The sequence below is a fragment of the Streptomyces sp. NPDC031554 genome, from assembly GCF_055580685.1.
Genome location: NZ_JBVIKX010000006.1, coordinates 98,370 through 118,849, shown reverse-complemented (window position 1 = coordinate 118,849; position 20,480 = coordinate 98,370). Strand labels below are relative to the sequence as shown.

Genomic DNA, 20,480 nt, shown 5'->3' with positions numbered 1-20,480 from the left:
TCCGTGAGTACCTTCCAGGCCCCCAAGGGCACGTACGACCTCATCCCGCCGGACAGCGCCACGTACCTGGCCGTCCGCGAGGCGATCGCCGCCCCGCTGCGCAACTCCGGCTACGGCTACGTCGAGACGCCCGGTTTCGAGAACGTCGAACTGTTCGCGCGCGGAGTCGGTGAGTCCACCGACATCGTGACCAAGGAGATGTACGCCTTCGAGACCAAGGGCGGTGACCGGCTCGCGCTGCGTCCCGAAGGGACGGCGTCCGTCCTGCGCGCCGCTCTCGAGGCCAACCTCCACAAGACCGGCAACCTCCCGGTCAAGCTCTGGTACTCCGGCTCGTACTACCGCTACGAGCGCCCCCAGAAGGGCCGCTACCGCCACTTCTCCCAGGTCGGCGCCGAGGCGATCGGCGCCGAGGACCCGGCGCTGGACGCCGAGCTGGTCATCCTGGCCGACCAGGCGTACCGCTCCCTGGGACTGCGGGACTTCCGCATCCTGCTCAACAGCCTGGGCGACAAGGAGTGCCGCCCGGTGTACCGGGAGGCGCTGCAGACCTTCCTGCGCGGCCTGGACCTCGACGAGGACACGCTCCGCCGCGCCGAGATCAACCCGCTGCGGGTCCTCGACGACAAGCGCCGGGAGGTCCAGCAGCAGCTCGCCGGGGCCCCGCTGCTGCGCGACTACCTCTGCGACGCCTGCAAGGCGTACCACGAGGAGGTCCGCGAGCTGATCACGGCGGCCGGCGTCGTCTTCGAGGACGACCCGAAGCTGGTCCGCGGCCTGGACTACTACACCCGCACCACCTTCGAGTTCGTCCACGACGGTCTCGGTTCGCAGTCCGCGGTGGGCGGCGGCGGTCGCTACGACGGCCTGTCCGAGATGATCGGCGGCCCCGCGCTGCCGTCCGTCGGCTGGGCGCTGGGCGTCGACCGCACGGTCCTGGCACTGGAGGCGGAGGGCGTCGAGCTCGAACTCCCCGCCACCACCAGTGTGTTCGCCGTACCGCTCGGCGAGGAGGCCCGTCGGGTGCTGTTCTCGAAGGTCTCCGAACTGCGCAAGAACGGCGTCGCCGCCGACTTCGCCTACGGCGGCAAGGGCCTCAAGGCCGCGATGAAGGCGGCCAACCGGTCGGGCGCCCGGTACGCGCTGCTCCTGGGGGAACGCGACCTCGCCGAGGGCGTGGTCCAGCTCAAGGACCTGGAGTCCGGGGAGCAGACGGCGGTCGGCGTGAACGAGGTCGTCGCGGAGCTGGAGTCACGGCTCGGCTGACGGCCACGCGTGGGGCGCCGGACCTCTCCTCGGAAGGTCCGGCGCCCTCGTCGTGCCCCGGTACCGGGCCGACACGGCGCCCGGTGTTCCGCGCGGCGGGTGCCCGGCGCCCCGTGCGGCGGGTGTCCGCGACCGGACCCCGGTACGGCTGTCCGGAACCGAACACCCGTACCGGCTCTCACCTTCACCCTTATGTGGAGCGAACGGTGCGCACGCGCGCGCGTACGGCACAATGGCCGTGCCCGAAGAAGGTCCAGGTCTCCAGTGACGGAATCGGCGTGATGAGCAAGACGACAGTCAAGGACGTCTCCACCGAGCCCGGCCCGCGGCGCGCCGAACCGGCCGCGGCCGGGACGACGGGCGGCAGCCGGGCGTTCGCCCTGCTGCTGGTGATCACCGGCGCGGCCGGACTGCTCGCCGCGTGGGTCATCACGGTCGACAAGTTCAAGCTCCTCGAGGCCAAGGTCGAGGGCAAGACCTTCACCCCCGGGTGCAGCCTCAACCCCGTCGTCTCCTGCGGCAGCGTCATGGAGAGCGACCAGGCCTCGGTCTTCGGCTTCCCCAACCCGATGCTCGGCCTCGTCGCCTACGGCATCGTCGTCTGCGTCGGCGTCAGCCTGCTCGCGGGCGCCCGCTTCCCGCGCTGGTACTGGCTCACCTTCAACGCCGGCACGCTCTTCGGGGTCGTCTTCTGCGCCTGGCTGATGTTCCAGTCCCTGTACCGCATCAACGCCCTGTGCCTGTGGTGCTCCCTGGCCTGGGTCGCCACGATCATCATGTTCTGGTACGTGACCTCGTTCAACGTCCGCAACGGCCTCCTGCCCGCCCCCGGCTGGCTCAGGAGCTTCTTCGGCGAGTTCACCTGGGTCCTGCCCGTCCTGCACATCGGCATCATCGGCATGCTGATCCTGACCCGCTGGTGGGACTTCTGGACCAGCTGACCCGGCCGGCCGGGGCCTCTCGGCGGCCGACGGCGTTGTCGGTGCGGTGAACTAGGGTTTCAGCGTGGAGCCCGATCTGTTCACCGCCGCAGCCGAAGAACGCCAGGAGAAGGACCCCGCCGGGAGCCCCCTGGCGGTCCGGATGCGCCCGCGCACCCTCGACGAGGTCGTGGGCCAGCAGCACCTGCTGAAGCCGGGGTCACCCCTGCGCCGCCTGGTCGGCGAGAGCGCCAGGGGCCCGGCCGGTCCCTCCTCGGTGATCCTCTGGGGTCCGCCGGGCACCGGCAAGACCACGCTGGCCTACGTCGTCTCCAAGGCCACCGACGCCCGCTTCGTCGAACTGTCCGCGATCACCGCCGGCGTCAAGGAGGTCCGTGCCGTCATCGACGGCGCCCGCCGTGCCACCGGCGGCTTCGGCAAGGAGACCGTCCTCTTCCTCGACGAGATCCACCGCTTCAGCAAGGCCCAGCAGGACTCCCTCCTGCCCGCCGTCGAGAACCGCTGGGTCACCCTGATCGCGGCCACCACGGAGAACCCGTTCTTCTCGGTCATCTCGCCCCTGCTCTCCCGTTCGCTCCTGCTCACCCTCGAACCGCTCACCGACGACGACCTGCGCGGCCTGCTGCGGCGCGCGGTGACCGACGAACGCGGCCTGAAGGACGCCGTCGGCCTCCCCGAGGACACCGAGGACCACCTCCTGCGCATCGCCGGAGGTGACGCCCGCCGCGCCCTCACCGCCCTGGAGGCCGCCGCCGGGGCCGCCCTGGACAAGGGCGAGACACAGATCTCCCTCGCCACCCTGGAGGAGACGGTCGACCGGGCCGCCGTGAAGTACGACCGCGACGGCGACCAGCACTACGACGTCGCCAGCGCCCTGATCAAGTCGATCCGCGGCTCCGACGTCGACGCGGCCCTGCACTACCTGGCCCGCATGATCGAGGCGGGCGAGGACCCCCGTTTCATCGCCCGCCGCCTGATGATCTCCGCCAGCGAGGACATCGGGCTGGCCGACCCCGGAGCCCTGCCGATCGCGGTCGCCGCCGCCCAGGCCGTCGCCATGATCGGCTTCCCCGAGGCCGCCCTCACCCTGAGCCACGCCACCATCGCCCTGGCCCTCGCCCCCAAGTCGAACTCCGCGACGACCGCGATAGGCGCCGCCCTGGACGACGTGCGCAAGGGGCTGGCCGGGCCCGTGCCGGCGCACCTGAGGGACGGGCACTACAAGGGGGCCGCCAAACTGGGCCACGCCCAGGGGTACGTGTACCCGCACGACCTGCCCGAGGGGATCGCCCCCCAGCAGTACGCCCCGGACACCGTCAAGGACCGCCGGTACTACGAGCCCACCCGGCACGGCGCGGAGGCGCGGTACTCGGACGCCGTGGAGTGGACCAGGAAGCACCTCGGTCGCAAGCGGGACTGAGCACCCTGTAAACTTTCCCCGAGCGCTGCGTCCCGCGCTGTCAGAACGGGACAGTCAGCCGGAGCCCGGTCCCTCGCGGACCGGCTCCAGGAGCGTCGCGCACCGTCGAACGGTGTCGCGGGCAGCCCACCACCGGCCGGGGTTCCGGCAGGGTCGGTGGGCCACTCGCGTGCTGCACGTATGTGCCCAGACCAGGGGAGCGGCTGCCCGGCAGGTCCCCCGTGGACCCGGCGGGTCTCCCCGGCTGCGAATGCGACCTCCCTTAACCCTGACGAGCCGAACACCAGGAAATGAGAGACAGTGGCGAACCAGTCCCGCCCCAAGGTCAAGAAGTCGCGTGCCCTCGGCATCGCGCTGACCCCGAAGGCCGTCAAGTACTTCGAGGCCCGCCCCTACCCGCCGGGTGAGCACGGCCGCGGCCGCAAGCAGAACTCGGACTACAAGGTCCGTCTGCTCGAGAAGCAGCGTCTGCGCGCGCAGTACGACGTGTCCGAGCGTCAGCTCGTCCGCGCCTACGAGCGTGCCTCCAAGGTCCAGGGCAAGACCGGTGAGGCCCTGATCATCGAGCTCGAGCGCCGTCTCGACGCGCTGGTCCTGCGTTCGGGCATCGCCCGCACGATCTACCAGGCCCGCCAGATGGTCGTCCACGGCCACATCGAGGTCAACGGCCAGAAGGTCGACAAGCCCTCGTTCCGCGTCCGTCCCGACGACGTCGTGATGGTCCGCGAGCGCAGCCGCGAGAAGACCCTCTTCGCGGTCGCCCGCGAGGGTGGCTTCGCCCCCGACGGCGAGACCCCGCGCTACCTCCAGGTGAACCTCCGCGCCCTGGCCTTCCGCCTGGACCGCGAGCCGAACCGCAAGGAGATCCCGGTCATCTGCGACGAGCAGCTGGTCGTCGAGTACTACGCCCGCTGATCCTCCGGCGGCCGCAGGACTTCCGTGTCCGGACCCGCCGTCCCCCCGCCCCTCCGGGCGGGCGGGGCGGCGGGTCCGCGCGTGTCCGGGTCCGCGCGTGTCCGGGTCCGCGCGTGTCCACGGCGGCGACGCGGCCCGCGCCGCCGGTTAATCCGGTGCGGACCGGTCCCGGCGGCGCGATAGGCTCGGTGCACGACTTTTCCGATGCAGAGGCACGTTTCAGGGAGCGGGTGCACAGTGTCCGGTGGAGAGGTGGCCGGCATTCTGGTGGCCGTGTTCTGGGCGATCCTGGTCTCCTTCCTCGCGGTCGCGCTCGCGAGACTGGCCCAGACGCTCAGGGCCACCACCAAGCTGGTCGCGGACGTGACCGACCAGGCCGTACCGCTGCTGGCGGACGCCTCCACGGCGGTGCGCTCGGCGCAGACCCAGATCGACCGGGTCGACGCGATCGCCTCGGACGTCCAGGAGGTCACCTCCAACGCCTCCGCGCTCTCCACCACGGTCGCCTCCACCTTCGGCGGCCCCCTGGTGAAGGTCGCCGCCTTCGGTTACGGCGTACGCCGGGCCCTCGGCGGACGCAAGGAAGACGGGCCCGCCAAGGCGCCCCGACGCACCGTGATCGTGGGCCGGACCGTCCCGGCCCAGCGGTGGGGCAAGCGGAAGAAGGACTGAGACTCAAGCGATGTTCCGCCGTACGTTCTGGTTCAGCACGGGTGTCGCCGCCGGTGTGTGGGCCACCACCAAGGTCAACCGCAAGCTCAGGCAGCTGACCCCCGAGAGCCTCGCCGCGACCGCGGCCAACAAGGCGCTCGAGACGGGAGCGCGCCTGAAGGACCGCGCGGTGGGCTTCGCGCTCGACGTCCGCGACAACATGGCCCAGCGGGAGGCCGAACTGGGGGACGCGCTCGGACTCCGCCCGGACCCCGAACTCCCCGCGCCCCGGCGGTACACCGCCATCGAGAACCACCCCAGCAAGCCGAGGCACGTCGACGACACGACGTACCCGTACAACCGGAATGAGGACCACTGATGGAGTCGGCTGAGATCCGCCGCCGCTGGCTGAGCTTCTTCGAGGAGCGCGGGCACACCGTCGTCCCTTCGGCGTCGCTCATCGCGGACGACCCGACTCTGCTCCTGGTCCCCGCCGGCATGGTGCCCTTCAAGCCCTACTTCCTGGGCGAGGTCAAGCCGCCCTTCCAGCGCGCCACCAGCGTGCAGAAGTGCGTGCGCACGCCCGACATCGAAGAGGTCGGCAAGACCACCCGCCACGGCACGTTCTTCCAGATGTGCGGCAACTTCTCCTTCGGCGACTACTTCAAGGAAGGCGCCATCAAGCACGCCTGGGAGCTGCTCACCGGCTCCCAGGACAAGGGTGGTTACGGCCTGGAGCCGGAGAAGCTCTGGATCACCGTCTACCAGGACGACGACGAGGCCGAGCGCATCTGGCACGAGGTCGTCGGGGTGCCGAAGGAGCGCATCCAGCGCCTCGGCATGAAGGACAACTACTGGTCCATGGGCGTCCCCGGCCCCTGCGGTCCCTGCTCCGAGATCAACTACGACCGCGGCCCCGAGTTCGGCGTCGAGGGCGGCCCCGCCGTCAACGACGAGCGGTACGTGGAGATCTGGAACCTCGTCTTCATGCAGTACGAGCGGGGCGAGGGCATCGGCAAGGACAACTTCGAGATCCTCGGTGAGCTGCCGAGCAAGAACATCGACACGGGCCTCGGCCTGGAACGCCTCGCCATGATCCTGCAGGGCGTGCAGAACATGTACGAGATCGACACCTCCATGGCCGTCATCGAGAAGGCCACCGAGCTGACCGGTGTGGCCTACGGCGACGCCCACGCCTCGGACGTCTCCCTGCGCGTGGTCACCGACCACATGCGCACCTCGGTGATGCTGATCGGCGACGGGGTGACCCCCGGCAACGAGGGCCGCGGTTACGTCCTGCGCCGCATCATGCGCCGCGCCATCCGCAACATGCGTCTGCTCGGGGCCACCGGCCCGGTGGTCAAGGGCCTCATCGACACCGTCATCGCGATGATGGGCCGGCAGTACCCCGAGCTCATCACGGACCGCGAGCGCATCGAGAAGGTCGCCGTCGCCGAGGAGAACGCCTTCCTCAAGACGCTCAAGGCCGGCACCAACATCCTGGACACCGCCGTCACCGAGACCAAGGCCGCCGGCGGCCAGGTCCTCGCCGGCGACAAGGCCTTCCTGCTCCACGACACCTGGGGCTTCCCGATCGACCTCACCCTGGAGATGGCCGCCGAACAGGGCCTCTCGGTGGACGAGGACGGCTTCCGCCGCCTGATGAAGGAACAGCGCGAGCGCGCCAAGGCCGACGCCCAGGCCAAGAAGACCGGCCACGCCGGCACCGGCGCCTACCGCGAGATCGCCGACAAGGCCGGTGAGACCGCCTTCATCGGCTACACCGACACCGAGGGCGAGACCACGATCGTCGGCATCCTCGTCGACGGCGTCTCCTCCCCGGCGGCCACCGAGGGCGACGAGGTCGAGATCGTCCTGGACCGCACCCCGTTCTACGCCGAGGGCGGCGGCCAGATCGGCGACACCGGCCGTATCAAGGTCGACACCGGTGCCGTCGTCGAGATCCGCGACACCCAGAAGCCGGTGCCGGGCGTGTACGTCCACAAGGGCGTCGTCCAGTTCGGCGAGGTGACCGTCGGGGCCAAGGCCCACGCCTCGATCGACGGCCGCCGCCGTACGGCCATCGCCCGGGCCCACTCGGCCACGCACCTCACCCACCAGGCCCTGCGCGACGCCCTCGGCCCGACGGCCGCCCAGGCCGGTTCCGAGAACCAGCCCGGCCGCTTCCGCTTCGACTTCGGTTCCCCCGCCGCCGTGCCCACGGCCGTGATGACCGACGTCGAGCAGAAGATCAACGAGGTGCTCGCCCGCGACCTGGACGTGCACGCCGAGATCCTCAGCCTGGACGAGGCCAAGAAGCAGGGTGCCATCGCCGAGTTCGGCGAGAAGTACGGCGAGCGGGTCCGCGTCGTGACCATCGGCGACTTCTCCAAGGAGCTGTGCGGCGGCACCCACGTGCACAACACCGCCCAGCTCGGCCTGGTGAAGCTGCTCGGCGAGTCGTCGATCGGTTCGGGCGTGCGCCGCATCGAGGCCCTCGTCGGCGTCGACGCCTACAACTTCCTGGCCCGTGAGCACACGGTCGTCGCCCAGCTCCAGGAGCTGATCAAGGGCCGCCCGGAGGAGCTTCCGGAGAAGGTCTCCGTCATGCTCGGCAAGCTGAAGGACGCCGAGAAGGAGATCGAGAAGTTCCGCGCGGAGAAGGTCCTGCAGGCCGCCGCCGGCCTCGCCGGGTCCGCCAAGGACGTCCGCGGCATCGCCGTCGTCACCGGGCAGGTCCCGGACGGCACCACGCCGGACGACCTGCGCAAGCTGGTCCTCGACGTGCGCGGCCGCATCCAGGGCGGCCGGGCCGCCGTGGTCGCCCTGTTCACGGTCAACAACGGCAAGCCGCTCACCGTCATCGCCACCAACGAGGCCGCCCGCGAGCGCGGCCTCAAGGCCGGCGACCTGGTCCGCACGGCGGCCAAGACCCTCGGCGGCGGCGGCGGCGGCAAGCCGGACGTCGCCCAGGGCGGTGGCCAGAACCCGGCCGCCGTCGGCGAGGCCGTCGACGCCGTCGAGCGGCTCGTGGCGGAATCGGCCAAGTGAGCCGTCCCATGCGCAAGGGCCGCCGTCTCGCCGTCGACGTCGGGGACGCCCGGATCGGGGTCGCCTCGTGCGACCCCGACGGGATCCTCGCCACCCCGGTGGAGACGGTCCCCGGCCGGGACGTCCCGGCGGCCCACCGTCGGCTGCGGCAGCTCGTCGAGGAGTACGAGCCGATCGAGGTCGTCGTCGGTCTCCCCCGCTCCCTCAAGGGGGGCGAGGGCCCGGCCGCGGTCAAGGTGCGCGCCTTCGCCCAGGAGCTGGCCAAGGGCATCGCACCGGTCCCGGTCCGGCTGGTCGACGAGCGGATGACGACGGTGACGGCCAGCCAGGGCCTGCGCGCCTCGGGCGTGAAATCCAAGAAGGGACGTTCCTTCATCGACCAGGCGGCCGCTGTGATCATCCTTCAGCAGGCCCTGGAATCCGAACGGGTGTCAGGCTCGGCACCCGGCGAGGGCGTCGAAGTGGTCATCTGATCGCGGTACGGTAACGTTCCGCGCGATGCGGTGGTGTTCGAACAGTGACCGCACAGAAAGAGGCGGGACGGTAGCCGGACCCACAAGCCGCGCGACCGCCGCCTCGCGGCTCTAGGGGATCGATGACTGAGTATGGCCGGGGCCCCGGCTCCGAACCGTGGCATCCGCAGGACCCGTTGTACGGGGACGGCGGATGGGAAGGGCAGCAGGGCCACGCCGGCCACCAGCCTGCCCACGGCGGCCAGCCGCAGCACCAGTACCCGCAGCAGCCGCAGCAGCAGGAGTACCAGGAGTACCCGGACTGGAACGACGGCCGGCCGCAGCAGTACGACCGGCAACAGTACGAGCAGCAGCAGTACCAGCAGCAGTACCAGCAGTCCTACGAACAGCAGCAGTACGCCGCTCAGGGCCGGCAGTACCCCCACCAGGACCAGCCGGCCTACCAGGAGGGCGGCTGGGACGGCACCGGCAGCCACGCGCACGTCCCGTACGCGGCCGACCCCGGTGACCCGTACGGCCAGCAGGCCGCGGCCTACGGCGCCGAACAGCCCGACCTCTACGGGACGCCGGACGCCTATCCGCCCCCGGAACCGCCCGCGCGCAGGCGCGCCGAGCCGGAACCGGAACCCGAGGCGGAGCAGCCGCGGCCCGACTGGGACCCCGGTCCCGACCAGGGCGAGCACGCCTTCTTCGCGGGTGGCGAAGGAGACGACGAGGACGACGACGAGCCGGAGGCGCGCGGCGACCGGCGCGGCCGTGGCGGCAAGGGCTCCAAGGAAGGCAAGGGCGCCAAGAACAAGAAGAGCCGCAACGGCTGTGCCTGCCTGGTCGTCCTGCTGGTGTTCGGCGGTGGCCTCGGCGGCGTCACCTATTTCGGTTACCAGTTCTATCAGAGCCGTCACAGCACGGCACCCGATTTCGCGGGCGGCGGCACCGGCGAGACCGTCAGCATCGAGATCCCCAAAGGCGCCCGCGGCGTCGACATCGGCCGCAGACTGAAGGACGCCGGGGTGGTGAAGAGCGTCGACGCCTTCGTGTCCGCCTTCACCACCAACGACGGGGACAAGATCCAGGCGGGCGCGTACATCCTCAAGAAGGAGATGTCCGCCAAGAGCGCCGTGGAGATGATGCTCGACCCCAAGAGCCAGGCCAACGTGATGGTCACGCCCGGCCAGCGGAACATCGTCGTCTACAAGGCCATCGACACCAAACTCGGCCTCGCCGCCGGCACCACCCGGGGCGTCGCGGAGAAGGAGTCCGCAACCCTCGGCCTGCCCGACTGGGCGAACGCCGACGGCGACGTCAAGGACCCGTTGGAGGGCTTCCTCTACCCCGGCACCTATCCCGCGGCCAAGGGCATGAAGCCCGCCGCGGTCCTCAAGCAGATGATCGGCCGGGCCGAGGACGCCTACGACAAGTACGACCTCGCGGCCAAGGCCGAGGCGCTGAAACTGGAGAACCCGCTCCAGGTCATCACGGTCGCCAGCCTGGTCCAGGCGGAGGGCAAGACGCACGACGACTTCCGCAAGATGGCGGAGGTGGTCTACAACCGCCTCAAGCCGACGAACACCGAGACCAACCAGCTGCTCCAGTTCGACTCGACCTTCAACTACCTGAAGAACGAGAGCAACATCCACATCAGCGAGTCCGAGATCAACAGCAACCAGGACCCGTACAACACGTACACGCAGAGGGGCCTCCCGCCCGGGCCGATCGGGAACCCCGGGGCCGAGGCGCTGACGGCCGCGCTGACCCCGACGAGCGACGGCTGGATCTACTTCGTGGCGACCGACGGCCAGAACAAGACCGAGTTCGCCAAGACCTACGCGGAGTTCGAAGAGCTCAAGGACAAGTTCAACGAGAGCGCCGGTAACTGAGGACATGACCGCCACCACCCGACCCGAGCCCGTCCACCGGCACCGCGCCGCCGTGCTCGGCAGCCCCGTCGCCCACTCCCTCTCCCCGGTGCTGCACCGCGCCGCGTACCGGGCGATGGACCTCACGCGGTGGACGTACGACCTCTTCGACGTGGACGAGGCGGCCCTGCCCTCCTTCGTCGAGGGGCTCGGGGCCGAGTGGGCGGGACTGTCGCTGACCATGCCGCTCAAGCGCGCGGTCCTCCCCCTGCTGGACGAGGTCGGCGAGACGGCGGCCGCCGTCGAGGCGGTCAACACCCTGGTGTTCACCGAGGACGGCCGCCGCGTCGGCGACAACACCGACATCCCCGGCATGGTCGCCGCCCTGCGCGAGCACGGCGTCGAGCAGGTCGACTCGGCCGCGATCCTCGGCGCCGGCGCCACCGCCTCCTCCGCGCTGGCCGCGCTGGCCAGGGTCTGCGCGGGCGAGGTCGTGGTCTACGTGCGCAGCGCGGACCGCGCCGCCGAGATGCGGCGGTGGGGCGAGCGCCTCGACGTCGACGTCCGCACGGCCGACTGGGCCGACGCGGCCGAGGCGCTGCGCGCGCCCCTGGTGATCGCCACCACGCCGGCGGGCACCACCGACGCGCTGGCCACCGCCGTACCGGAGCGGCCCGCCACTCTCTTCGACGTGCTCTACCACCCCTGGCCGACCGAACTGGCCGCCCGCTGGTCGATGTTCGGCGGAGCCGTCGTCAGCGGCCTCGATCTGCTGGTGCACCAGGCGGCGCTCCAGGTGGAGCGGATGACCGGCCGCTCCCCGGCCCCCCTGGACGCGATGCGCAAGGCCGGGGAGCACGCGCTCGCCTCCCGCCCGTAGCGGGATCGCCGCGCCCGGCCCGCCCCACGCGGGAGCCCGCCCTGTGGCACCCGACGTCCGCCAGGTGGACCGGCGGCCGGTTCCGGGCGGCGGACGTGGGAGGATCGGGGGTGGCGGACCAGGGTCGCGCACCCGGTCACGCCGTTGCCGTACGCGAGGACGTGCGTACGCAGGGCAGTACCAGGCGCGAGACTGAGGAGCACCGTTGAGCAGGTTGCGCTGGCTGACCGCGGGGGAGTCCCACGGTCCCGCACTCGTGGCGACGCTGGAGGGCCTTCCCGCCGGCGTGCCGATCACCACGGACATGGTGGCGGACCATCTGGCGAGGCGCCGGCTCGGCTACGGGCGCGGTGCGCGGATGAAGTTCGAGCGGGACGAGGTGACCTTCCTCGGCGGTGTCCGCCACGGCCTCACCCTCGGTTCCCCGGTCGCGGTCATGGTGGGCAACACCGAGTGGCCGAAGTGGGACCAGGTCATGGCGGCCGACCCGGTCGACCCCGAGGTGCTCGCCGGGCTCGCCCGCAACGCGCCGCTGACCCGCCCCCGCCCCGGCCACGCCGACCTGGCCGGCATGCAGAAGTACGGCTTCGACGAGGCCCGGCCGATCCTGGAGCGCGCCTCCGCCCGCGAGACGGCCGCCCGCGTGGCGCTCGGCGCCGTCGCCCGGTCGTACCTGAAGGAGACGGCCGGCGTCGAGATCGTGTCCCACGTCGTGGAGATCGCCGCCGCCAAGGCGCCGTACGGCGTGTACCCGACCCCCGCCGACGTCGAGAGGCTGGACGCCGACCCGGTGCGCTGCCTGGACGCGGACGCGTCGAAGGCGATGGTCGCCGAGATCGACCAGGCCCACAAGGACGGCGACACCCTCGGCGGAGTCGTCGAGGTGCTGGCCTACGACGTGCCGGTGGGCCTGGGCTCGCACGTGCACTGGGACCGCAAGCTGGACGCCCGGCTGGCCGGTGCCCTCATGGGCATCCAGGCGATCAAGGGCGTCGAGGTCGGCGACGGCTTCGGCCTCGCGCGCGTGCCCGGATCGCAGGCGCACGACGAGATCGTCGGCACCCCCGAGGGGCTGCGCCGGACCTCCGGCCGCGCCGGCGGCACCGAGGGCGGACTGTCCACCGGTGAACTGCTGCGCGTCCGCGCGGCCATGAAGCCGATCGCCACCGTGCCGCGCGCGCTGCGGACCGTGGACGTGGCCACCGGCGAGGCCACGCAGGCCCACCACCAGCGTTCCGACGTCTGCGCCGTACCGGCGGCCGGCATCGTCGCCGAGGCCATGGTCGCGCTCGTCCTCGCGGACGCCGTCGCGGAGAAGTTCGGCGGCGACAGCGTCGCCGAGACCCGCCGCAACGTGCGGTCGTACCTCGACAACCTCCCCGTCCGATGAGCGGTCCGCTGGTCGTCCTGGTCGGGCCGATGGGCGTCGGCAAGTCCACCGTCGGTCAGCAGCTGGCCGAGCGGCTCCAGGTCGCCTACCGGGACACCGACGACGACATCGTCGCCGCGCAGGGCCGCGCCATCGCCGACATCTTCGTCGAGGAGGGCGAGGCGGCCTTCCGCACCGTGGAGAAGACGGCCGTGCTGCGCGCCCTCGACGAGCACGACGGCGTCCTGGCGCTCGGCGGCGGCTCGGTCCTGGACGAGGAGACGCGTGGCCTGCTGGCCGGGCACCGGGTGGTCTACCTGTCGATGGACGTCGAGGAGGCCGTCAAGCGGACCGGCCTCAACGCCGCCCGCCCGCTGCTCGCCGTCAACCCGCGCAAGCAGTGGCGCGAGCTGATGGAGGCCCGTCGGCACCTCTACGAGGAGGTCGCCACCGCGGTCGTGGCGACGGACGGCCGGACGCCGGAAGAGGTCACCCAGGCAACCCTGGACGCGTTGGAGTTGAAGCAGGCATGAGTGAGGCAGTGAAGCGGATCCGGATCGGCGGCAGCGCCGGCTCCGAGCCGTACGAGGTGCTGGTGGGCCGCCGGCTCCTCGGCGAGCTGGGCGGCCTGATCGGCGACCGCGCGAAGCGGGTCGCGGTGATCCACCCCGAGGCGCTCGCCGAGACCGGGGAGGCGCTCCGCGCCGACCTGGCCGAACAGGGGTACGAGGCGGTCGCCATCCAGGTGCCCAACGCGGAGGAGGCCAAGACCGCCGAGGTCGCGGCCTACTGCTGGAAGGCGCTCGGCCAGTCCGGGTTCACCCGCACCGACGTCGTGGTGGGCGTCGGCGGCGGCGCGACCACCGACCTCGCCGGGTTCGTGGCCGCCACCTGGCTGCGCGGAGTGCGCTGGATCGCCATTCCGACCACCGTGCTCGCCATGGTGGACGCGGCCGTCGGCGGCAAGACCGGCATCAACACCGCCGAGGGCAAGAACCTCGTCGGCGCCTTCCACCCGCCGGCCGGCGTGCTCTGCGACCTGGCCGCGCTGGATTCCCTCCCGGTCCACGACTACGTCTCCGGGCTCGCCGAGGTCATCAAGGCCGGCTTCATCGCCGACCCGGTCATCCTCGACCTCGTCGAGGCCGACCCCCAGGCCGCCCGCACCCCGGCCGGCCCGCACACCGCCGAGCTGATCGAGCGCTCCATCCAGGTCAAGGCGGACGTCGTCTCCTCCGACCTCAAGGAGTCGGGCCCGCGGGAGATCCTCAACTACGGCCACACGCTCGCCCACGCCATCGAGAAGAACGAGCGCTACAAGTGGCGGCACGGCGCCGCCGTCTCGGTCGGCCTGCACTTCGCCGCCGAGCTGGGCCGCCTGGCCGGCCGGCTGGACGACGCCACGGCCGACCGCCACCGCACCGTGCTGGAGTCGGTGGGACTGCCGCTGCACTACCGCTACGACCAGTGGCCCCGGCTGCTGGAGAACATGAAGGTCGACAAGAAGTCCCGCGGCGACCTGCTGCGCTTCATCGTCCTCGACGGCCTGGCCAAGCCCACCGTCATCGAGGGCCCCGACCCGGCCGTCCTGCTCGCCGCGTACGGCGAGGTGGCCGAGTAGGTCCGCAGGGTCCCCGTCCGTCCGATCCGCTCGGCGCACCGGGCACTGCGCACCACCCCCGGCCGTTCACCGAAGGACGGCCGGGGACGGTACCGTTCGGTGGGCGGCGAGAGGGCCCGCACCCTCGCCGCCGGCGTCGATCGCCTGTACGAGACGGACCTGTACGAGACGGAGTGGCACCGGATGCAGCACGCCGTGGGTTCTCCGCTGCCGCAGCCCCCTCAGCCGGGGCACGGACCGGCCGTCGGCCGGCCGCCGGCCGCGCACCACCCGAGTCCGCACCAGCCCGCCGGTCCCCCCGGACGGCCCGTACCCCCGCCGCCCCCGGGCTTCACCCCCCCGCCGCCGGGACCGCCCCGGCCCGCACCCCCGGCCCCGCCCGCCGCGCACCCCCCGGCCCCGCAGCACGCCCCGCCCCCGCAGCACGCCCCGCCGGGCGCCGACGTCACCGGGCACGTGCCGCTGCCCCCCGGCGGCCCCGTGGGCATGCCGAGCGCGCCGCAGGCCCCGGCCGCCCCCGACCCGGCGGCCACGACGCTCGCGGTGCTGCTCATCGGACCCGCCGGCGCGGGGAAGACCAGCGTCGCCAAGTTCTGGGCCGACCACCGCCGGGTGCCCACCGCCCACATCAGCCTCGACGACGTCCGCGAGTGGGTCCGCTCCGGCTTCGCCGACCCCCAGTCGGGCTGGAACGACCACTCCGAGGCGCAGTACCGCCTGGCCCGCCGCACCTGCGGCTTCGCCGCGCGCAACTTCCTGGCCAACGGCATCTCGTGCATCCTCGACGACGCGATCTTCCCCGACCGCCCGGCCGTCGGTCTCGGCGGCTGGAAGCGGCACGTGGGACCCGGTCTACTCCCGGTCGTCCTGCTCCCCGGCCTGGAAGTCGTCCTGGAACGCAACGCGGAGCGCTCCGGCAACCGCCGTCTCGCGGACGAGGAGGTCGCCCGCATCCACGGGCGCATGGCCGGCTGGTACGGCTCCGGACTCCCGATCATCGACAACTCCCAGCTGGACGTCCCGGCGACGGCACGGATCCTGGACGACGTGCTGGCGCGGGCGATAGCCAGCCCGCCGAGCTGGTGACCACGCCGGCGGCCGTCGCGACGCGGTAGCCGGGGCGCGGGCCCACTCCTCCCTCCACCCCGCTCGGCGCAGCCCAACCGGCACAATTCGGACAATCCTCCTACGCTCGACACATGTCAGAGGTGTACGCGGCTCGCCGCAAACGGCTCAGGGAACGGTGCAGCGCCGGCGGCAGCGCGAGCGCACTGATCTCCCGTCCCGCCAATGTGAGATACCTCGCGGGCGCGGCCCCCCGGGGTGCCGTCCTGCTGCTGGGCACGGACGAGGAACTCCTCCTGTGCACGGACCCGCCCGACGACCGGCCCCACGAGGGCAGGCCCGACCGGTCCCTGGCGGTCCAGGTGCTGTCCCGCTCCGGAGGCGACCCCGCGGTGGCCGCCGCGGGTGTCCTCGCGGACCGCGGCGGCGATTCCCTGGCGGTCGAGGAACACCACCTCACGGTGGCCCGGCACCGCGCCCTGCGGTCGGTCGCGCCCCGGCTGCGCCTCGCCGACCTCGGCGGTGCCGTGGAGCAGCTGAGGGTGGTCAAGGACGAGGAGGAGATCTCCTGTCTGCGCATCGGCGCCGAGATCGCCGACCAGGCCCTCGGGGAACTGCTGGAGTCCATCCTCGTCGGCCGCACCGAACGCCATCTCGCCCTGGAGCTGGAGCGCCGCCTCGTCGACCACGGAGCCGACGGTCCGGCCTTCCCCACGTCCGTGGGCACCGGCCCGAACGCGGGGCGGCGGGGCCACCGGCCCACCGACCGGCGGGTGGAGGAGGGCGATTTCCTGTCGGTCTGCCTCGGGGCGACGTACCGCGGCTACCGCTGCGAGATCGGCCGTACGTTCGTCATCGGCACCTCTCCCGCGGAGTGGCAGATCGAGCTGTACGACCTCGTCTTCGCCGCTCAGCGGGCCGGACGCGAAAGCCTGGTGCCCGGTGCCGCGTACCGCGACGTGGACCGCGCGGCACGGCAGGTGCTGGACTCCGCGGGGTACGCCGAGGGCCTCACGGCACTCACCGGGCACGGTGTGGGACTCGAAATCGAGGAGGACCCGCAGCTGGCCCCCGCGGCCATGGGTAAACTGGACGCTTGCGTGCCGGTCACCGTCGAACCGGGGGTCCACCTCCCGGGCCGGGGCGGTGTCCGGATCGATGACACGCTCGTCGTGCGCCCCGAGGCGGACGGCGGACCCGAGCTACTCACCATCACGACCAAGGAGCTGCTCGCACTATAGCTACAGGCAGGTGCGTGCCCCCGGGGTCGTCCACGTCAGTCCAGGAGATTCCGCAACCGTGGCTTCCACGAACGACCTCAAGAACGGCCTGGTGCTCAAGCTCGAAGGCGGCCAGCTCTGGTCCGTCGTCGAGTTCCAGCACGTCAAGCCCGGCAAGGGCCCGGCCTTCGTGCGCACCAAGCTCAAGAACGTGCTGTCCGGCAAGGTGGTCGACAAGACCTTCAACGCCGGCGTCAAGGTCGAGACGGCCACTGTCGACAAGCGCGACATGCAGTTCTCCTACATGGACGGCGAGTACTTCGTCTTCATGGACATGGAGACCTACGACCAGCTCATGGTCGACCGCAAGGCCGTCGGCGACGCCGCCAACTTCCTGATCGAGGGCTTCACCGCCACCGTCGCGCAGCACGAGGGCGAGGTGCTCTTCGTCGAGCTGCCGGCCGCCGTCGAGCTCGTCGTCCAGGAGACCGAGCCCGGCCTCCAGGGCGACCGCTCCACCGGTGGCACCAAGCCCGCCACCCTGGAGACCGGTCACCAGATCCAGGTCCCGCTCTTCATCACCACCGGTGAGAAGATCAAGGTCGACACCCGTACGAGCGACTACCTCGGCCGGGTGAACAGCTAACCGTGGCTGCCCGCAACACGGCCCGCAAGCGCGCCTTCCAGATCCTCTTCGAGAGCGACCAGCGCGGCGCCGACGTCCTGACGGTCCTCGCGGACTGGATCCGGCTCTCCCGGGCCGACACCCGGCAGCCTCCGGTGAGCGAGTACACGATGCAGCTGGTCGAGGGCTTCGCGGAGCACGCGCGGCGCATCGACGAGCTGATCTCCCAGTACTCGGTCGGCTGGACGCTCGACCGGATGCCGGTCGTCGACCGCAACATCCTGCGGCTCGGCGCGTACGAGCTGATCTGGGTCGACGAGACCCCGGACGCCGTCGTCCTCGACGAGATGGTGCAGATCGCGAAGGAGTTCTCCACGGACGAGTCGCCCTCGTTCGTGAACGGCCTGCTCGGCCGGCTGAAGGAGCTCAAGCCGTCGCTGCGCCGGGAGGCGTGAGAGCGGTACCGGTGACGCCGGAGGGCCCGTGGACGGCACGTCCACGGGCCCTCCGGCACGTCCGGGTGTGTCGCGGCCCGGTGGCGCCGCCGCCTCGCGGGGATCCACGGGCCCCCGGGCGGCCCTCCACGGGCCGGGACGAAGCCGCCGGGGCGGCCGGAACCCTTCGGTCCGGCCGCCCCGGCGGCACGTTTCTGCTGAGTCGCCGCGGCGCTCAGCCCTCCTCGTGGGAGACGGCGCGACGCGCGTCCGCGTCCAGGACGCCCCAGCTGATCAGCTGCTCGGTCAGGACCGAGGGCGACTGGTCGTAGATGACGGCGAGGGTGCGCAGGTCGTCCTGACGGATCGAGAGCACCTTGCCGTTGTAGTCGCCGCGCTGCGACTGGATGGTGGCTGCGTACCGCTGGAGGGGGCCGGCCTTCTCGACCGGCACGTGGGCCAGCCGCTCCAGGTCCAGGACCAGCTTCGGCGGCGGCTCGGCGGCACCGCCCGGCGTGGTGCCCGGCAGCAGCTCCTGCACGGGAACACCGTAGAAATCGGCCAGCTCCGCAAGGCGCTGCACGGTCACGGCGCGGTCGCCGCGCTCGTACGAACCGACCACGACCGCCTTCCACCGTCCCTGGGACTTCTCCTCGACACCGTGGAGGGAAAGGCCCTGCTGGGTGCGGATCGCCCGGAGCTTGGCCCCGAGCTGTTTGGCGTATTCGCTGGACATATAGCTCCCCGGCACTGGGTCGACGCGACTGGGTGAGGTTCCGGGCCGCGCGGCTGGTCACTCACTGTGAGGTTACGCAGCGTGATTCTTCTGCGTCAAGCCGAATGGTCCACACCGACTCTTCCGTGGTACCCGCACCCCGTTGGGCCGATGGGGTGAACGGAGGTGTCCCTCCGGCCTGCTAACGTGGATGGCGCAAATCCGACGTCCTTTAAGGTCCGTCCCGTGAGGCGGAGAAGGAGGTCCGTTTCCCATGGACACGTACGACAATCAGGACGAGCGGGACCCGCAGGGCCCGCACGCGGCCGAGGACGCGTCGCAGGACGCGCGGTCCGACGCACGGCCCGTCCTCGAAGGCCCCGACATCGCGCGGGTGCTGACGCGCATCGCCCACGAGATCGTCGAGCGCGCCAAGGGCGCCGACGACGTGGTCCTCCTCGGCATCCCGACCCGGGGCGTCTTCCTGGGCCGCCGGCTCGCCGACAAGCTCGAGCAGATCACCGACCGCAAGATCCCGGTCGGCTCCCTCGACATCACCATGTACCGCGACGACCTGCGCATGCACCCGCCGCGGGCGCTCGCCCGCACCGAGATCCCCGGCGACGGGATCGACGGCAAGCTGGTCGTCCTCGTCGACGACGTGCTCTTCTCCGGCCGCACCATCCGCGCCGCCCTCGACGCCCTGAACGACATCGGGCGCCCGCGCGCGGTGCAGCTCGCGGTCCTCGTCGACCGCGGTCACCGCGAACTGCCCATCCGCGCCGACTACGTCGGCAAGAACCTCCCCACGTCGCTGCGGGAGACGGTCAGGGTCCAGCTGGCCGAGGAGGACGGTCGCGACACCGTGCTGCTCGGCGTCAAGCAGACCGCCCCGGGCGCATCGCACTAGCACTCCGGCGTACGCCCCCGAGTGCGTGCCCCCACGCGCCCGCATGCCCGAAAACTCCCCCCTGTCCTACGGAGCCTGACAGATGCAGCGTCATCTCATCTCGGCCGCCGACCTCACCCGCGACGACGCCGTCCATGTCCTCGACACCGCCGAGGAGATGGCCCGGGTGGCGGACCGGCCCATCAAGAAGCTGCCGACCCTGCGCGGCCGCACGATCGTCAACCTCTTCTTCGAGGACTCCACCCGGACCCGGATCTCCTTCGAGGCCGCCGAGAAGCGCCTGTCCGCGGACGTCATCAACTTCTCCGCCAAGGGGTCCAGCGTCTCCAAGGGCGAGTCTCTCAAGGACACCGCCCAGACCCTGGAGGCCATGGGCGTCGACGCGGTCGTCATCCGGCACGGCGCCTCCGGAGCGCCCTACCGCCTCGCCACCTCCGGGTGGATCGACGCGGCCGTCGTCAACGCCGGTGACGGCACCCACCAGCACCCCACCCAGGCGCTGCTGGACGCCTTCACCATGCGCCGCAGGCTCGTCGGCCGCGACGCCGGACTCGGCCAGGACCTGTCCGGCAAGCGCATCACCATCGTGGGCGACGTGCTGCACAGCCGGGTCGCCCGCTCCAACGTCGACCTGCTGCACACCCTCGGCGCCGAGGTCACCCTCGTCGCCCCGCCCACCCTGGTGCCGGTCGGCGTCGAGACCTGGCCCTGCGAGGTGTCGTACGACCTCGACAGCACGCTTCCCAAGTCCGACGCGGTGATGATGCTGCGCGTCCAGCGCGAGCGGATGAACGCCGCCTTCTTCCCGACCGAGCGCGAGTACTCGCGGCGCTACGGCCTCGACGGCGACCGGATGGCGCGGATGCCCGAGCACGCCATCGTGATGCACCCCGGCCCGATGGTCCGCGGCATGGAGATCACCGCCGAGGTCGCCGACTCCGACCGCTGCACCGTCGTCGAGCAGGTCGCCAACGGCGTGTCCATCCGGATGGCCGTGCTCTACCTGCTCCTGGGCGGGAACGAACCCGCCGTCAGCCACACCCGTACCACCGAGGAGAAGTGAGAACC

The 20,480-nt window shown here is 71.6% G+C and carries 20 protein-coding genes; 19 read left to right on the top strand and 1 reads right to left on the bottom strand.

From position 1 onward, the window contains the following. Window positions 1-3 precede the first annotated feature (3 nt). The 17 genes from hisS to nusB all read left to right on the top strand — a co-directional run bounded on the left by hisS (window position 4) and on the right by nusB (window position 17,808). Window positions 4-1,266, top strand: a complete 1,263-nt coding sequence (gene hisS, locus ACZ5FU_RS17830; RefSeq protein WP_451531006.1) for a histidine--tRNA ligase — start codon at window positions 4-6, stop codon at window positions 1,264-1,266. 281 nt (window positions 1,267-1,547) lie between these two features. Continuing rightward, on the top strand, window positions 1,548-2,207 hold the full coding sequence (locus tag ACZ5FU_RS17825; protein ID WP_451531005.1) for a vitamin K epoxide reductase family protein: 660 nt from the start codon (window positions 1,548-1,550) through the stop codon (window positions 2,205-2,207). 64 nt (window positions 2,208-2,271) lie between these two features. Then, complete coding sequence (locus ACZ5FU_RS17820) at window positions 2,272-3,627, top strand: replication-associated recombination protein A (protein ID WP_451780839.1); 1,356 nt, start codon at window positions 2,272-2,274, stop codon at window positions 3,625-3,627. Window positions 3,628-3,927: 300 nt separating this feature from the next. Further along, window positions 3,928-4,542 carry a 30S ribosomal protein S4 gene (rpsD, locus tag ACZ5FU_RS17815; protein ID WP_363091367.1) on the top strand — a complete coding sequence of 205 codons (615 nt, stop codon included), beginning with the start codon at window positions 3,928-3,930 and terminating at the stop codon, window positions 4,540-4,542. Window positions 4,543-4,746: 204 nt separating this feature from the next. Continuing rightward, window positions 4,747-5,214: a DUF948 domain-containing protein gene (locus ACZ5FU_RS17810; RefSeq protein WP_469045527.1), complete on the top strand. Its 468-nt coding sequence runs from the start codon at window positions 4,747-4,749 to the stop codon at window positions 5,212-5,214. Between the two features lie 10 nt (window positions 5,215-5,224). Further along, a complete protein-coding gene (locus ACZ5FU_RS17805) occupies window positions 5,225-5,572 on the top strand; it encodes a hypothetical protein (RefSeq protein WP_451531003.1) in 348 nt (115 codons plus the stop codon). Then, a complete protein-coding gene (gene alaS / locus ACZ5FU_RS17800; RefSeq protein WP_469045526.1) occupies window positions 5,572-8,244 on the top strand; it encodes an alanine--tRNA ligase in 2,673 nt (890 codons plus the stop codon). The genes ACZ5FU_RS17805 and alaS overlap by 1 nt, the downstream gene beginning before the upstream one ends. Before the next feature lie 8 nt (window positions 8,245-8,252). Then, the gene (gene ruvX, locus ACZ5FU_RS17795) at window positions 8,253-8,717 is read left to right on the top strand and encodes a Holliday junction resolvase RuvX (RefSeq protein ID WP_451531019.1); all 465 of its coding nucleotides are present in this window, start codon (window positions 8,253-8,255) and stop codon (window positions 8,715-8,717) included. A gap of 122 nt (window positions 8,718-8,839) precedes the next feature. After that, the gene (mltG, locus tag ACZ5FU_RS17790) at window positions 8,840-10,594 is read left to right on the top strand and encodes an endolytic transglycosylase MltG (protein WP_451531001.1); all 1,755 of its coding nucleotides are present in this window, start codon (window positions 8,840-8,842) and stop codon (window positions 10,592-10,594) included. Between the two features lie 4 nt (window positions 10,595-10,598). Next, the gene (locus ACZ5FU_RS17785; RefSeq protein WP_451780844.1) at window positions 10,599-11,453 is read left to right on the top strand and encodes a shikimate dehydrogenase; all 855 of its coding nucleotides are present in this window, start codon (window positions 10,599-10,601) and stop codon (window positions 11,451-11,453) included. A 205-nt stretch (window positions 11,454-11,658) separates the two neighbouring features. Further along, window positions 11,659-12,843 (top strand): chorismate synthase, encoded by a 1,185-nt coding sequence (aroC, locus tag ACZ5FU_RS17780; RefSeq protein ID WP_451530999.1) that lies wholly within the window; start codon window positions 11,659-11,661, stop codon window positions 12,841-12,843. Further along, on the top strand, window positions 12,840-13,355 hold the full coding sequence (locus tag ACZ5FU_RS17775) for a shikimate kinase (RefSeq protein WP_451530998.1): 516 nt from the start codon (window positions 12,840-12,842) through the stop codon (window positions 13,353-13,355). Before aroC ends, ACZ5FU_RS17775 begins: the two co-directional genes overlap by 4 nt. Next, window positions 13,352-14,443 carry a 3-dehydroquinate synthase gene (gene aroB, locus ACZ5FU_RS17770; RefSeq protein ID WP_451530997.1) on the top strand — a complete coding sequence of 364 codons (1,092 nt, stop codon included), beginning with the start codon at window positions 13,352-13,354 and terminating at the stop codon, window positions 14,441-14,443. The genes ACZ5FU_RS17775 and aroB overlap by 4 nt, the downstream gene beginning before the upstream one ends. Before the next feature lie 183 nt (window positions 14,444-14,626). Further along, the gene (locus ACZ5FU_RS17765; RefSeq protein ID WP_469045593.1) at window positions 14,627-15,529 is read left to right on the top strand and encodes a Pro-rich N-terminal domain-containing protein; all 903 of its coding nucleotides are present in this window, start codon (window positions 14,627-14,629) and stop codon (window positions 15,527-15,529) included. 113 nt (window positions 15,530-15,642) lie between these two features. Beyond that, window positions 15,643-16,749: an aminopeptidase P family protein gene (locus ACZ5FU_RS17760; RefSeq protein ID WP_468837585.1), complete on the top strand. Its 1,107-nt coding sequence runs from the start codon at window positions 15,643-15,645 to the stop codon at window positions 16,747-16,749. 58 nt (window positions 16,750-16,807) lie between these two features. Next, entirely contained in the window at window positions 16,808-17,374 is a 567-nt protein-coding gene (efp, locus tag ACZ5FU_RS17755; RefSeq protein ID WP_020117452.1) for an elongation factor P, read from the top strand. 2 nt (window positions 17,375-17,376) lie between these two features. Further along, on the top strand, window positions 17,377-17,808 hold the full coding sequence (gene nusB, locus ACZ5FU_RS17750; protein WP_392247415.1) for a transcription antitermination factor NusB: 432 nt from the start codon (window positions 17,377-17,379) through the stop codon (window positions 17,806-17,808). 214 nt (window positions 17,809-18,022) lie between these two features. Here the strand turns inward: nusB and bldD are convergent, their stop codons facing one another. Next, window positions 18,023-18,523, bottom strand: coding sequence for a transcriptional regulator BldD (gene bldD, locus ACZ5FU_RS17745; RefSeq protein WP_020128858.1), 501 nt, complete (start codon window positions 18,521-18,523; stop codon window positions 18,023-18,025). 253 nt (window positions 18,524-18,776) lie between these two features. Between bldD and pyrR the strand changes: the two genes are divergently transcribed. Both pyrR and ACZ5FU_RS17735 read left to right on the top strand, forming a co-directional pair. Further along, a complete protein-coding gene (pyrR, locus tag ACZ5FU_RS17740; RefSeq protein WP_451528914.1) occupies window positions 18,777-19,412 on the top strand; it encodes a bifunctional pyr operon transcriptional regulator/uracil phosphoribosyltransferase PyrR in 636 nt (211 codons plus the stop codon). Window positions 19,413-19,494: 82 nt separating this feature from the next. Further along, window positions 19,495-20,475 carry an aspartate carbamoyltransferase catalytic subunit gene (locus ACZ5FU_RS17735; protein WP_451528915.1) on the top strand — a complete coding sequence of 327 codons (981 nt, stop codon included), beginning with the start codon at window positions 19,495-19,497 and terminating at the stop codon, window positions 20,473-20,475. Window positions 20,476-20,480 lie beyond the last annotated feature (5 nt).